Source organism: Flammeovirga sp. AWQ4_249, from assembly GCF_056161045.1.
Genome location: NZ_JBSWYJ010000004.1, coordinates 105,442 through 119,405 on the forward strand (window position 1 = coordinate 105,442; position 13,964 = coordinate 119,405).

General features: G+C 31.6%; 20 protein-coding genes. 5 read left to right on the forward strand and 15 right to left on the reverse strand.

Annotation, left to right across the window (positions count from 1 at the left end; all coding sequences use genetic code 11):
• Positions 1–433: 433 nt before the first annotated feature.
• The 10 genes from ACXAHM_RS05375 to ACXAHM_RS05420 form a co-directional block, all read right to left on the reverse strand.
• On the reverse strand, positions 434–1,051 hold the full coding sequence (locus ACXAHM_RS05375) for a toprim domain-containing protein (RefSeq protein ID WP_474959382.1): 618 nt from the start codon (positions 1,049–1,051) through the stop codon (positions 434–436).
• 22 nt (positions 1,052–1,073) lie between these two features.
• Positions 1,074–1,559, reverse strand: a complete 486-nt coding sequence (locus tag ACXAHM_RS05380) for a hypothetical protein (RefSeq protein ID WP_474959383.1) — start codon at positions 1,557–1,559, stop codon at positions 1,074–1,076.
• A 292-nt stretch (positions 1,560–1,851) separates the two neighbouring features.
• The gene (locus ACXAHM_RS05385; protein ID WP_474959384.1) at positions 1,852–2,028 is read right to left on the reverse strand and encodes a hypothetical protein; all 177 of its coding nucleotides are present in this window, start codon (positions 2,026–2,028) and stop codon (positions 1,852–1,854) included.
• A gap of 21 nt (positions 2,029–2,049) precedes the next feature.
• Complete coding sequence (locus ACXAHM_RS05390) at positions 2,050–2,358, reverse strand: hypothetical protein (RefSeq protein ID WP_474959385.1); 309 nt, start codon at positions 2,356–2,358, stop codon at positions 2,050–2,052.
• A 242-nt stretch (positions 2,359–2,600) separates the two neighbouring features.
• The gene (locus tag ACXAHM_RS05395) at positions 2,601–3,179 is read right to left on the reverse strand and encodes a hypothetical protein (protein ID WP_474959386.1); all 579 of its coding nucleotides are present in this window, start codon (positions 3,177–3,179) and stop codon (positions 2,601–2,603) included.
• Between the two features lie 17 nt (positions 3,180–3,196).
• On the reverse strand, positions 3,197–3,388 hold the full coding sequence (locus ACXAHM_RS05400) for a hypothetical protein (RefSeq protein ID WP_474959387.1): 192 nt from the start codon (positions 3,386–3,388) through the stop codon (positions 3,197–3,199).
• A gap of 79 nt (positions 3,389–3,467) precedes the next feature.
• A complete protein-coding gene (locus ACXAHM_RS05405) occupies positions 3,468–3,770 on the reverse strand; it encodes a hypothetical protein (RefSeq protein WP_474959388.1) in 303 nt (100 codons plus the stop codon).
• Between the two features lie 18 nt (positions 3,771–3,788).
• Positions 3,789–3,971: a hypothetical protein gene (locus ACXAHM_RS05410; protein ID WP_474959389.1), complete on the reverse strand. Its 183-nt coding sequence runs from the start codon at positions 3,969–3,971 to the stop codon at positions 3,789–3,791.
• Between the two features lie 17 nt (positions 3,972–3,988).
• The gene (locus tag ACXAHM_RS05415) at positions 3,989–4,120 is read right to left on the reverse strand and encodes a hypothetical protein (protein ID WP_474959390.1); all 132 of its coding nucleotides are present in this window, start codon (positions 4,118–4,120) and stop codon (positions 3,989–3,991) included.
• 106 nt (positions 4,121–4,226) lie between these two features.
• Positions 4,227–4,478 carry a hypothetical protein gene (locus ACXAHM_RS05420; protein WP_474959391.1) on the reverse strand — a complete coding sequence of 84 codons (252 nt, stop codon included), beginning with the start codon at positions 4,476–4,478 and terminating at the stop codon, positions 4,227–4,229.
• Positions 4,479–4,668: 190 nt separating this feature from the next.
• Here ACXAHM_RS05420 and ACXAHM_RS05425 point away from each other — a divergent pair, with 190 nt between their 5' ends.
• From ACXAHM_RS05425 to secG, 5 genes are all read left to right on the forward strand, one after another.
• Complete coding sequence (locus tag ACXAHM_RS05425) at positions 4,669–5,166, forward strand: helix-turn-helix domain-containing protein (RefSeq protein ID WP_474959392.1); 498 nt, start codon at positions 4,669–4,671, stop codon at positions 5,164–5,166.
• Between the two features lie 141 nt (positions 5,167–5,307).
• Positions 5,308–6,639 (forward strand): sigma 54-interacting transcriptional regulator, encoded by a 1,332-nt coding sequence (locus tag ACXAHM_RS05430; RefSeq protein ID WP_474959393.1) that lies wholly within the window; start codon positions 5,308–5,310, stop codon positions 6,637–6,639.
• The gene (lptE, locus tag ACXAHM_RS05435; RefSeq protein ID WP_474959394.1) at positions 6,632–7,162 is read left to right on the forward strand and encodes an LPS assembly lipoprotein LptE; all 531 of its coding nucleotides are present in this window, start codon (positions 6,632–6,634) and stop codon (positions 7,160–7,162) included. The genes ACXAHM_RS05430 and lptE overlap by 8 nt, the downstream gene beginning before the upstream one ends.
• A 91-nt stretch (positions 7,163–7,253) precedes the next feature.
• Positions 7,254–8,627, forward strand: coding sequence for a hypothetical protein (locus ACXAHM_RS05440; protein WP_474959395.1), 1,374 nt, complete (start codon positions 7,254–7,256; stop codon positions 8,625–8,627).
• Between the two features lie 28 nt (positions 8,628–8,655).
• On the forward strand, positions 8,656–9,006 hold the full coding sequence (secG, locus tag ACXAHM_RS05445) for a preprotein translocase subunit SecG (protein ID WP_474959396.1): 351 nt from the start codon (positions 8,656–8,658) through the stop codon (positions 9,004–9,006).
• 66 nt (positions 9,007–9,072) lie between these two features.
• Here the strand turns inward: secG and ACXAHM_RS05450 are convergent, their stop codons facing one another.
• From ACXAHM_RS05450 to ACXAHM_RS05470, 5 genes are all read right to left on the reverse strand, one after another.
• Positions 9,073–9,486 carry a DUF1761 domain-containing protein gene (locus tag ACXAHM_RS05450; RefSeq protein WP_474959397.1) on the reverse strand — a complete coding sequence of 138 codons (414 nt, stop codon included), beginning with the start codon at positions 9,484–9,486 and terminating at the stop codon, positions 9,073–9,075.
• 95 nt (positions 9,487–9,581) lie between these two features.
• Entirely contained in the window at positions 9,582–10,628 is a 1,047-nt protein-coding gene (locus ACXAHM_RS05455; RefSeq protein ID WP_474959398.1) for an ArsO family NAD(P)H-dependent flavin-containing monooxygenase, read from the reverse strand.
• Between the two features lie 94 nt (positions 10,629–10,722).
• A complete protein-coding gene (locus ACXAHM_RS05460; protein WP_474959399.1) occupies positions 10,723–12,159 on the reverse strand; it encodes a BCCT family transporter in 1,437 nt (478 codons plus the stop codon).
• A gap of 6 nt (positions 12,160–12,165) precedes the next feature.
• Positions 12,166–13,107 carry a bifunctional metallophosphatase/5'-nucleotidase gene (locus tag ACXAHM_RS05465; RefSeq protein ID WP_474959400.1) on the reverse strand — a complete coding sequence of 314 codons (942 nt, stop codon included), beginning with the start codon at positions 13,105–13,107 and terminating at the stop codon, positions 12,166–12,168.
• A gap of 2 nt (positions 13,108–13,109) precedes the next feature.
• Positions 13,110–13,829 carry a 5'-nucleotidase C-terminal domain-containing protein gene (locus tag ACXAHM_RS05470; RefSeq protein ID WP_474959401.1) on the reverse strand — a complete coding sequence of 240 codons (720 nt, stop codon included), beginning with the start codon at positions 13,827–13,829 and terminating at the stop codon, positions 13,110–13,112.
• Positions 13,830–13,964 lie beyond the last annotated feature (135 nt).

A 13,964-nucleotide genomic window follows, 5' to 3' on the forward strand; every position in this document is an offset into this window, starting at 1 on the left:
AATTTTGAGAATAAATGATTGATTATGCTCTCATTTACGACCTTTCTTTTCATTACGTTTCGTATTTAAATGAACAAAATGCTTAATGAAAGTAGACCTTATCAGAATATAGACTAAGGAGTTATAAATAAAAGTTCTTGATTAGTAAAAAAGAGGAAAAACATTCCTGATTCATATAGAATGAATGTTTTTAAATTAATTACTTTGATACTCACATCTTTTATAAGAATAAGTTATTAACATCAGTTTATTCTCCTAATTAAAATATGGTATTATCCACACCCTTCACTGCCTGGTTATAATAAAAAGTTACAGATTGAATTATCCCTTCAGCTTTTTGCTTCATCACCCTTTCATACATTATTCTAAAACCTGAGAAGGTAGAAATCAACTCATCAATAGTTTCATTGAATTTTAATTTCTTTTGGTGCTTTTATCTTTCCTCTTTTGTATCTAAAGAATACCAATATTTTGAGGCTAAATCATCTGTCATATGCACAGAAGTTGACTTCTTATACAAAACCAAGGCCTTAAAAATGGACTCTTTGAAACTAGCATTATATCTCAGTGATGTTTGATCTATTGCTCCTCGCTCTGCTTGGTGTCTTACTACTTTATCATTGATATCTTTAAAACCATCAAAGAATAATCGGCAATCATTTACAATAATTCTTTTACTTTCTATTTTAGATTGTAATGATTGTATGATTTGTGTTCCAGCATCATCATTATCAGTATAGCAATGGAATGTATGGTAATGATTTGTCAACCTTTCAAAATACTGTTGAAATACAGCCGTTGTATTGAGGATTATGATATCTGTATTAAAAATTAAATCTGCCCTATTCGTATAGTTTAAGATGGAAAGAAAATCAATCATACTTTCAAAGATTGTCACTTCTTTTACTGTTGTTTCAGTCCTTTTACATCTAATATAAGTTAGATCTTTTTTTACCAATAGAGGACTTAAACCTCTTATCCATTGACATTGAGGATAACTCCCAACCTCCTGACATATTTTTCCACCCAATTGCGAAAAATGGCTTCCCATCTCTTCTTAAATTCCCACTGGATTAATAAAGTACCACTGACATATGATTTGCTGCATCATTGGGATTAATGCCTCTACTCTTTAAGTATTTTATTGCCATGCTATTTTTCAAAAGATCCTTATGGCTTACATAATCTTTTTGTGAAGCCTGATGAACCTCTCCTTCATTAATTGTTTTTGCTTGAACATCATGAAAAGTTTCTCTCATTTTAGAATGGTCTACAAATGGTTTTTCATTATACAGCATTCGGTAAGCTTCTTTACCTGAAACATTTTTCATTTGTACCACAAGGTCTGCAATATGACCTCCAATACCAGTTGAATAATCAAACCATACATCTTTTTGTATATCTACTTTGAAGCTTGGGTTTGAATCACCTCCTGTAATTGGTGAACTATACCAAAACTCCTTACCTCCTTTTCTTATTTTCTTAGGTATATGGTTGTGCTTGAATAAATATTCTACAATTGTTGGTAACTTCGTTGATAACTTTTTTTCTTTTTTCATGATTGAAATCTTTATTTAGTATGTACTTAGAATGAAAAACTTAGAATTAAGAGACTTAGAATGAATACTTAGAATTATAAGTTTTAAAAGTCTTTACCCATTATGACTATTAATGAGTCTGTATTTTGAGTAGTATGTACTAAAATTTAGGGTGTAGGGTATCAGGCCACTTTTTTGTGGCTTTTGTTTTTTAGTTTTTGAGACCTTCTCAGCTGATCAACACTGAGTGAATACGTCTATTTAGTACTCAAAACGAAGTATATGTTTTTGAAATGTCTACTACTTAGTAGTTTTAGAATGATAGGACAGCATCTAATAGGAAAATTGCCCAAAAGTTTTTCTCATTTTTAGAGATCATAATAACTCCTGCTTCCTCTAATCTGTTATAGTGTCGTTGTAATCTTTCGTAGTCTGATTTTGTGTAATTACCCCTTGTTTTCACCTCTTTTGTACTAATTGACTTGCACATAGCCATAGGAGCTAAATCTAATTACACATATTTCTTTCCATCAATAATTTTTGATTTTCCTTTTACCTTCTGATCATTGGCAAAACTATAACCTAGATAAGACGTAAAGATCTTATCTGCACGCATAAAGTGTGTATCCTTTACATATTGCTTTTTAGGGGCATCACCCCTATTGTCATTGTAAACCTCCACTTGTATATTATATTTTATAAGATGACCTCTTAGATTATTAGCAGTTTCAATAAATATGTCTTTACGCTCCTTTCGAATTCTTTCCGGAGCTATACGAACTTCTTTATTATCAGTTGTAATTGCTACTGTATTATTCATTTTACTTAATTTGTAACTGTGTATTACCTGTGTAATTGTGTATCGACTGTGTAATGTTATTTACCAAAAAACTTTTTGAGTTTGGTACAAGTTTTTCCATTACTTTTTATAAGTGTCATTCATTTTGACAAAATTTTAAACACAAACTTTCTACTGTGTTTTACACTTTACACAGACAAACATATTTTGTAGGTCTGTGTAAGAGTGTGTAAACAACATAAAAATGAACCGTTAAGCTTTACCTAACCAATATTACTTTTGCTAAAATCTAATTCTGATTGTCCTGGATTGGTGTAATGAGGACGTTGTTCATTATTGTATTTATCCTTACAATTTCCATCACCTTTATTACAACAAAACTTCTGAGAAGGGTGTTTTGCTTTAAAACTTCTTCCACATGTAAGACAGACCTTCTGATTCTGTTCAGGAATAGGAGCTGAAAAACCTATTCTACTTTCTTCTTTCTTTTCTTCCACTTTTGGAGGTCCAAATACACTAATAGAATACGCATTTTGTTGAGGTACCTGAAAGGTATTTGTATTATTTGTTTGTTGATTTTGATGGGCTAATTGATAACTAATTTTACCAGCTATTTTTTCTGCAAATTTTGACTCAATCGAATAGCAATAAAATAACGATAACCATAATGTAATTTCAAATAAAATAGAAAGACACATAGCTACAGACTCCCAGAACTTGAAGTTCTCCGAGTTATCAGATAAAGCTTCCATTTCAAGTTGTGCTATATCACTTAATCTATTTATTCTTTCTTGCTCTAAAGTCGCTTTTTTATCTTCTATGTTTGTAAGTTTCTTCCTCACAGCAGGATTAGATATATTTATTTTTCATCTATAACTAACGGATTTACACATTCTTTTGATTCTTTATTTAGCTTCAAGATTGAATTCTCGTATTCATCATTAACTTTTTTTCTTTCATCATTATAATTCGTCTTTATCAACTTAGACTGATCTGCTAAGTATTCTCCCCATTTTGCTCCACCAAGGGTAGAAGTAAAAGCGGAAATCAAACCGAGTAAGACTATAAATACAATAAGAGTTGAGGAATTCTTTTTAGTATTGTAGTGTTTGGCCAACAATTTTTCTAAACTAAATCTTTTTAGAGAGCTCAATCAATCCAAGTAAAAGGACACTTGCCACTAACAATACAATTACAAATCCTTTATTATTGTGAAGGTCAATGATAAAAGAAATAGGTAAAAATGCAGCTAACAAAAAACTAATTATTTGTGCAATGAAACTCACTGATTTGATAAAAATCGGTGGACTACTCTTTTCCTCATTTGAATATTTATTATGAATTCTTAAAGTCTCATTTAACTGACCTTGTTGTTTAAGCCAATGAGCTTCATGATCTTTTTGATTTTGTATTTGATCTAACACATCTTTCATAGTTCTTCAATTTTGGTTTTAATCCATCACAATTAATTTCCAATCTTCCTTTTCATAATAGGTAATGAAGGCTAAAGTTCTCATAACAATAGCTTTTATGGATTTATGATATCCATTAATACCTGACTTAGCTCCACGTAGAAGAAAAATATAACCTTCGGATTCCAAGTTTAAATCATAGACCTCTTTATCAGAAACCACTTTAATTCTTTTAAAATCTATACTTCAAAATCAAAACTTGGCAATAGGTCTACCACTGTAGATGATAACAATAAAGAATTCACTGAATCCTTCTTACCTTCTTCTGCATGAAGGTTGTTATAGGAGTAATTATAGCTTGTTCTGTTCATTAGTTGTTCGTTGGTGTAAGTATTGTCTGACCAGCTTTTAAGTAGTTTGCATTAGCAACATCATTCAGTAGCAATAACAAACAAATATTTACTTTGTGGGTTTCTGCTACTCTCTCCACCACGACCATTTATCGTTTGGATCATAATCAGGAATAACAAATTCCTTTATTTCATTACACTCTTTCAATTGATGTGCTTCTGCAATCATTTCAAAAGTGTATTTACAGATTGAGAAAGTGCATACTACAGTAGCTCCAGCCTTATCATTATTTTTGATAGGCTTTTTTTCTACAAAACTTGATAATACTATTGTTAATAATATCATAAGAATTGCATTTGAAACTTTAAAATGTTTCATTTGTTGTACATTTTTATTTAAATGATAAAAGGTCACAAGGGTTGCAGCCCGTTATGTGACCTTTTTTATTATTAAAGATTTTTTTTAACTTTGTATAAGTAAATCTTTAACTAAAAGATATAAGGTTAAATTTAATAATTCAAACTTTGATTTAATATTTTTATAATGTTAAATATAAATTTAAACAATTATGAGCGAAATCTCAGAAAGAATTATACAATTGTATGATTTGGATACTTGGGGAAAATCAAAGGAACTTGCTGATAGAATGGGAGTTAGTAAAATCACAGTAAATAATTACAAAAACTGTGAAACACCACCACAAAAATTAATTCAGCAAATAACAAAAGACTTTGATGGTAAAGAAGGGCGACCTTTAATCAATTGGAATTGGCTTTTTTCTGGAGTAGAACCAATGTTTAAAGAAGTTGTTGAAACTCCTTTAGAACCTATACCAGAAAAAAAAGAAGATAAATTAGATAAAATTCTTTCTAAAGTTGATCTTATGGAAGATTATATAAAAAGACTTGAGAATAAATTTAAAGAGTCAGAAATGAGAAACCGGCTCATGATGGACGGCTTAGGGTTTCGACTCAGTAATTTAGAGGGTGGAGATTTGAGCATGGGAAAGCTAAATGATGGTTCATTAGGAGTTAGTATCACAAAGGTTTTTAAACCTGTTGCATAACTTCGATCAATCAACCAAAATGCTAAAATTTTAGTATCGCGGTCGTGAATCATCAACATAAAAGATTGATTATCAATTAAATTGACTAATTGTAGTTTTATCATGACAATTAGTCATACTTAAACTTCAGTTTTACCATACATGGAAAACAGAGAATTATTATCCATTAAACAAAGGTTTGGAATTATTGGTAACGCCAATAGTTTAAATCATGCTATTCAGGTTGCAGCACAAGTAGCAGCAACTGACCTTACCGTTATGATTACAGGAGAAAGTGGGTCTGGTAAAGAGTCATTTTCTAAAATTATACACCAACTAAGTGCAAGAAAACACGGTAAATTTATTGCTATAAACTGTGGTGCCATACCAGAAGGTACTATTGATTCTGAGTTATTTGGACATGAGAAAGGTTCATTTACCGGAGCGAATGAATCTAGAAAAGGTTATTTCGAGGTAACAGACGGTGGTACAATCTTCTTAGATGAGATTGGAGAAATGCCTGTGGAAACACAAGCACGTCTACTTCGTGTGTTAGAAAATAAAGAATTTATTAGAGTTGGATCTTCTAAAGTTTTAAAAACTGATGTTCGTGTTGTTGCTGCAACCAATGTCAATCTTTTGAAAAATGTTCAAAAAGGAAAATTTAGAGAAGATTTATATTATAGATTAAATACAGTTCCTATCGCTGTCCCTCCATTGAGAGAAAGGGGTACAGATATTGAACTTTTATTTAGAAAATTTGCAACTGATTTTGCAGAGCAATATCATGTACAGCCTTTATCTTTGACTCCTGAAGCAAAACAGGTATTATTGAGTTTTTCTTTTCCAGGCAACATCCGTCAATTGAAAAATTTAGCGGAACAAATGTCGGCATTGGAATTACATCGTGTGGTATCTGGTGAAACTATGCAAAGATATTTACCTGCTGCCAATAATAAATTAAGAGTACTGGACAATGATGATCAATCTTTAAATGAAAGAGATTTATTGTACAAAGTATTATTTGATATGAGACAAGACATGAATGACTTAAAAAAGATTGTTATTCAATTGGCTCAAGGAAAAACAACTGCTAGCACTGTATTGGCTGAAAACCCTAAACTTTTCAGCAATATCATGGATGAAAATCAGACAACTTCTGCTCCTCAACCAATGGATACAAGTATTACAGTTCGTCCGACAAGTACACCAAGCACAAACTTTAATTATAATCCTCCTACTCCACCGACAGATGATAATCCTGTTATTATTTCCAATGATGATAGTTCATATGAAAACAATACATATGACTTAGATAAAGTTGTCGAGGTAAAACCGGAGGAGGAATCTCTATCTATCGAAAAGAAAGAAAAGGAGTTGATTATTAAAGCATTACAAAAAAATAACAATAAACGTAAGTATGCCGCTCAGGATTTAGGAATTTCTGAGAGGACACTTTACCGTAAAATCAAACAATACGAATTAGATGAATAAATTATTCACCAAATTTAGGGTACTTCTTATTTTACCCTTAATCGCACTATCTGCATGCACAGGTGTTCGATTTACTTTTTCAGGGGTAAATATTGATCCTGCCATCAAAACATTCTCTGTAGAACCTTATACAAACGAAGCTTCTGATGGACCTCCTACGATGGCTTTTACCTTTACAGATGAACTAACACAATACATCTTAAGAAATACTAGTTTAACCATGGCTCCACAGGGTCGAAAAGGTGATTTAGAATTTTCTGGTGCAATTACAGGTTATAGAGTTACAGCTGTTTCTCCTGGTGGTGGTGAAGACCAACAAACACAAGAACAAAGGTTAACCATCACTGTAAAAACTAACTTTATCAATAACTTTGATGACGAAAAAAGTTTTGATCAAGGATTCTCATTTTTCTACAATTTTCCTGGAAATCAAAATGTCCAAGATGTAGAAAGTGAAGCCATCGAGGTGATTTTTGAGCAAATTATTTACGATACCTTCCAAAAAGCACTAGCAGATTGGTAAAAAAGTGTATATTTGGATATAAAGTATTTTTTTTAAGACTTTATATCCAAATTATATTACTTATCCCCCACTTCGATCTTACTCTTAGAACGTGAATCAGATATTACTTAACAAGTGGTTAGAAAATCCTTCTACAATTTCAAAAGATGATGTAGAAGACTTAAAAAAAGCAATTATACTCTATCCCTATTTTGGGGCTTTAAGAGTTTTATTAGCTAAAGCTGAAAATGGTGATGCGGCTTCTGTAAAAAGTGCAGCGGCATATGTATCACATAGACCTTCATTGCAAATTTTCCTGGACACTACTTTTGACAATAATATAAATCTTCCAAATACTTCAGGCATTGAAATAGAAGCTGATGAAGCAGGAATGTTAGATACTTTATCTTCTGACTTTAATTCATTAGACACTACAGAAATTGAAGAAAATATTCAGGAAGAACCTCCAACAATAGAAGAAAACATCCCTATTCACGATGATAATATTGTAGAGAAGGTTGAGGAAGAAATCTCAACTGAGCTTGAAGTGACATCTGATAACACTATACAAGAAGATGACCTTCAAATGCAGATATTAAATGACTTAGAAGAAACAAATTCTACAGATCTATCTGAAAATAATGAAGATACATCTAATTCTATAGCAGATGAAGTGCTTGCTGAGTTAGCAAAAATGTCATCTTCATTCAATGAAGAAGAGAAATCTGAGGATTTAATTGAAAAAAGTGAACCTGAAGTCATCGAGAAATTTGAAGTAAAAGACATCGAAATAAAATCAGAGGAACCGATAACAGAGAATATTCAAGAAGAAGAAAAAACTGAACTTCAAGAATTAAGTCAGGAAGAAGAAAATGAGATTGACTCAATTATCAGTTCTGACGAAATGATGAATCGTTTTCAAGGTTTCTTAGATACTCGTAAGAAGGATGAAGATGAAATCATCAATGAATTAACTGATGAAGGAAGTCTGGATGAAGATTTATTAGATTTCAGCAAAACTTCTATCACTAATTATGCTGTTGAACAATCTAGCGAGGAAGATGGGTTATTATTTAATGAAACGATGATTCCGGTGTATGATATTAACCTTCCTGATGATTTCGCTAAAGAAAGAAATTATGACGAAAGTGTTAGTGCAATGAATGATGAAAACATTATTGATTTCAGTCAATTTAATCCTGAATCTGAAATTTCATCTCAACAAAATATTATTGATACTTTCATTAAAGAACAGCCTTCGATATCTCCACTTTCGAAGGAAGCTAAAGATGAAATCGAAAATTTAGACCTTTCAAATCAAACAAATTTTGATGAAAGTATTCCTAAAACAGAGAATTTTGCCAAAATGTTGGAAAAACAAGGCAAAAAAGAGGAGGCAATCTCAATTTATCAACATCTAATCTTGAAAAATCCAAATAAAGCTACTTTCTTTGCAGAACGAATTCAATTCTTGCAAAAGAATTAATTATCTAAAGCAATAAACATATTATACAATGATGTACTTTTTTATAATCTTGATCTTAGTAATTGCTGTACTTCTTGTATTAGTAGTTTTAGCTCAGGATTCAAAAGGTGGAGGACTAACAGGCGACATGGGTGCTGCTAGTAGCTCAATGATGGGTGCAAGAAGAGCATCTTCTTGGATTGAAAACGCAACTTGGATTTTAGTTGTTTCTTTATTCGTACTAACGCTTGGTGTGAATGCTTTCATTCCAAAAGATTCTACTGCAAACACTCCTACTTCATCAAGTATCGAAAATGCTGAAGAGTTGCCAATGCCAACTCCTGCAGCAACTGAAGATGCTCCTGCTGAAACTCCTAGTGAAGAAGCTCCTGCTGAGTAACACAAACAATAATCAATATAGATTAATAAAAAAACCACTTGATCAACTTCAAGTGGTTTTTTTATTTTAGGCCCAAACACCTATGATCATACCTTGAATAGTTAAAAAAAGGATCTGATACCCACTGTCCACTAACCAAAGTTTAAATTTTCTTCGTTGATACAAGTAGTTTATACCTATTGAACACCCAACGAATAATAACCCTATCATGAAGCCATGTAAAGCTCCATTCGCTAAACCCAAAGCTTGATTACTGTGAGCCATTAACATCGCTTGACCAAATGACATGACAAACATAAGAATAAAACTAGAGCCAAATATTTTCAACATACTCCCTTGTTGAAGATATTCATCGGTAAAACCCAGCTCTTTTTGCCATGTTTTAATAAATAGCGGTGGGCTATACCATAACGCCCCTAACACAAAAGACGCGAGTGCTGCAACAAATACAGCAACGAAATTGATTGAAGAAAAGTCCATAGTATAAAGTATTAAAAAATTTATTAATCTTTATAAGATAGGTTTTCTTTAACTATTCTAAAAGAAAATTAAGTTTTTATCCTCTCTTGATATTCTTAGTCATTCAAATAAGCAACAATTTCTTCAACAGTCTTTCTCGCTGTTTTTCCAACACCATATATAGTAGCTGATGCGTATCCAGTCCAATTTCCTAAACCTACAAGCCACATTCCCGGAAGTGCTTTAACTTTAGTTTCATCAGTATCTACTTTTCCTTCTTTTACAATGCCTAAAGAATTCAAATACGAAATATTGGCGTTAAAACCAGTACACCAAACAATAGCATCAAATTGCTCTTCTACTCCATCTTCCCATAACACTCCATTTTCGGTTATCGTAAAAGTTGATGGTCGAGCATGTAAAACACCTCTTTCTCTTGCGTCTTTTACACTATCCAACATTACAATATCACTGATTGAAAACTTATCTTTAGAAACTTCTCCTTGGAGGTACTCTTGATATTTTCGATTGGCTTGCTCAAATAAATATCTTCCATCAATATCATCAGGAAGAAAGTTTGGAGGGGTCAAAGTCGTCCATTGAACACTTTTTGTTTTCGTTAATTCAGCTACCAATTGGGCCCCACTATTACCTCCTCCAACAATTAAAACTTTATCACCTTTAATTTGACTTGGTCTTTGATACTGTACAGAATGTAATTGTTGCCCTTGAAATAAATTATTCCCTTTAATTGGTGGAATCTTTGGCCCTGAAGCAGTACCAGAAGCTCCTACAACGACCTTAGTATTATATGTTCCTTTAGATGTTTTTAATGTATAGATATCATCCTTAAGTTCTACATCTAAAACATCTACAGGACGCTCAATATTAAAATTATATCGTTTTTCGTATTTACTTAAATAATTAATAAACTCATCTCTTACTGGAAATTCTTTTTCAGTTTTAGGAAGCATCCAACCAGATAATGATGAATAAATCCCTGGCGAAAAAAGTTGTAAAGAATCCCAAGCTTTTGCCCAGGCTCCACCCGGTTTTTCATTTTGATCTAAAATTAGAAAATCTAACCCTTGTCTATTTAAGAAATAACCTACGGACAACCCTGCTTGTCCACCTCCAATGATGATTACGTCGTATACTTTCATATATATCAGTCTTATTAATACCTATAAAATACGAATTACGAAGGTATAAGTTGATAGATATTGTTTTGAAATGTATATACTTCAGTTTTTTTCGTTATTTATTGTTGAAAATATCCTTTTTATCATCAAAAAGACTTTTCATAAAAATTATACCTTGAAGAATTAATATCACGACAAACGGAATAGCCCCGGTTATGGCAATTACTTTATTTAAATCAACATTATTTTGATAAATCAAAGCAATCGAAATCCCTACCATGACAAAACTCCAAACTATCTTATTTATTTTTGAATCTCTTCCCGTTAAAAGCACGGTAACAAAAATTGCTGAATCTGCACTAGTAATTACAAAAGTAATCAATAATAAAATTGCTAAAATAGAAATACCTTTAGTAAATGGGAAGTTTTCAAAAAACATAAAAATCCCTTTTGTATAATCATTCTGAACGGCCTCTTGAATAAGATTATAATTATCAAAATGACTTGCACCTCCACCAAAAACAACAAACCATAAAATGGTGATAATAGTTGGAAAAATAATAACAGAAATTAGAAATTCCCTTATTGTTCTTCCTTTTGAAATTCTAGCAATAAATAAACCTGTAAAAGGAGCCCAAGCAATCCACCACAGGAAATATATAATTGTCCATCCTTGAGACCACTTCGCACTATCATCATGAATTATAAATGAAAGTTCAGATAGTACTTTGATGTAGTCAATTGATGCTAAAATGAATTGTTTAATTACAGGTATAAAACCCGTGAAAAATAAAACAAACGCTAAAAGTAAAAAAGCTATTATAACGTTGAAATTACTCAAAATCTTCACTCCCTTATCTAATCCTGTTAAGGAAGAAAATGTGAATATCACCGCTATAATAAGTAATAATATTACTCTAAACTCCATGCCATAATCAAATCCACTATAAATATTTTCAAAGCCTGTCTGAATTAAAGCAATAGAATTTGCAAGAGTACCTGCCACTCCAAATAAAATTGAAAAAACACCTAATAAATCAATTGTTTTTATCCAGATATTTGTAGAAGAAGACAGTGTTCCAGAAATGGTCATTTCTCTCTTTTTGTTATAAGAAAAATAGGCAATGATTAATCCTGAAAATGCATATATAGCCCAAGCATGTAATCCCCAATGAAAATTAGTAATGGATAATGCTCTCAATAATGAAGCATACTCATTTATTGGTGCCTTTAAATGATATAACGGTTCTGCAACACCCCAAAAAATTAATCCAGACCCCATTCCTGCAGCAAAAAGCATGGCTATCCATGAAAAAGTAGAAAACTCAGGTGTGGTATCCCCTAACTTTATAGTCCCCCAAGGGCTAAATGTTAAAGCAATACAAAAGATTAAAATAAAGGAAACTACGTATAAAAAAGTTGTATCAAATGTGAATAATAAATAGCTAATAAATTCATTAAGATTATTCACCACTTTTAATGGAAATAATAGAAAAATAGAAGCTATTAATACACTAGATATTAGGCATATAAAATTAAAAGATATCTTCATAAAATTTTAGACCCAATAAGAATTAAACATCTCAGTTGAATATGCTAATTTCTCTTTTGTTTTTTGGTTAAAATAGAAGTCAAGCCTCCCTAATTTAATCCCAGCATAACCAACTTGAGTAATTAAAACTTCTTTTCCTTCTGCATTTTCTCTGATAACTGGCTCATCAAGAAAGGTATGTGAATGACCACCAATTATTACATCTATATTTTTTGTTTTACGGGCTAATACTTGATCAGAATAATCACCTTCATTAAAAGCTTCATATCCTAAATGTGATAGGCATATCACCAAATCACATTGCTCTTCATATTTTAAAATGGCACTTAACTCTTGAGCTTTCTCAATTGCATCAATGTATTTAGTCTCTTTGTAACAAGATTTAGCGACCAATCCTTCTAGTTTTATACAAAGACCAAAAACACCCACTTTCAAGCCACCTTTATTAAAAATTTTATATGGTTTTGTTTTGCCATCAGCCTTTGTATTTCTCAAATCATAATTGCAAACTAAAAAATCAAAATTTGCATGAGGTAACATATCTGCAAAACCATCAATAGTATTATCAAAATCATGATTACCAATTGTTGCTGCATCATAATTCATCTCCGACATTGCCTTAAATTCAATTTCTCCTTTAAAAAAATTGAAATAAGGAGTTCCTTGAAAAATATCACCAGCATCCAATAGTAAAACATTTTCTTCTTCAGTTCTCACTTTTTCAACCAACGTTTTACGTTTAGCTACACCTCCTAATCCTGCATATTTTCTATGTGAATTGGGAAAAGGTTCTATCTGACTATGTGTATCATTTGTATGTAGAATCGTCAATTTTATTGGTTCTTGAGCCGCATTCACTAAGGAAATAGGCAAAATCACACCCATAGAAGACCCTAATACTCCTTTACCAAGAATCTTGATAAATTCTCTTCTTTTTGAATTCTCCATTATTATAAAAGTCTTGGTTTATTATCTACTTTGATACCATTTGGATATGATTTGCAATACTCCAAGAGCACATCTCTTATCATAAGGTTTGGATCAACATAATTGGACCCTTTTTTGAAAAAAGTCATGTTATCACCTCCATGATATAGGTAATCTGAAGTTAACACGACATATTCTTTACTAAAATCAAAATTTTCACCGTTAATTTTTGGATTAACAGGACTCTCATCTTTTACAGTTAAGACTAACCCACCTGCTGCCTCTCTTCTTTTAGCTACTAAATCAAATAATTCCTGCATCGCCTCACCTTTCAGAGTTATCAAGATCAATTTATTATCAAATGGCATTAATTTATAAATATGTCTTGCTGTAATATCACCCTTAAAAATTGGAGCTCTCAATCCTCCGTTATTCATGATACAGAGATCTATTGGTCCCAAGTTTTTACTTTCCAAATATTGAGTTGTTGCATCACACACAAAATTTCCCAATGTATTTACCTCTTTACCCAAAGTTAAATCAATCGTTGTATTCGATAAAACTTCATCCATTTTAGTATCCAATTTGATTTTATAAGGTTGTACGATCTTATCTAATGAAGAATCTGGGTGAATTGACGATGAAACATCATGTGTGGTATATTCAATATTATCCAATTGTGATGTGTTCTGTTGACAAGATGAACAGAAAAGTATTAGAGTGGTAAATAATAAAAGACGCATTGTAGTTTGATTAATAATTAGTAAATAATGTACTACAAAAAAACATAGGAATGAAAGAATTCAATATAAATACATAAACTTTCACTCAATTATTTGTATTGTTTACTAAAAGAATGAAAATACCTAAAAATCAAT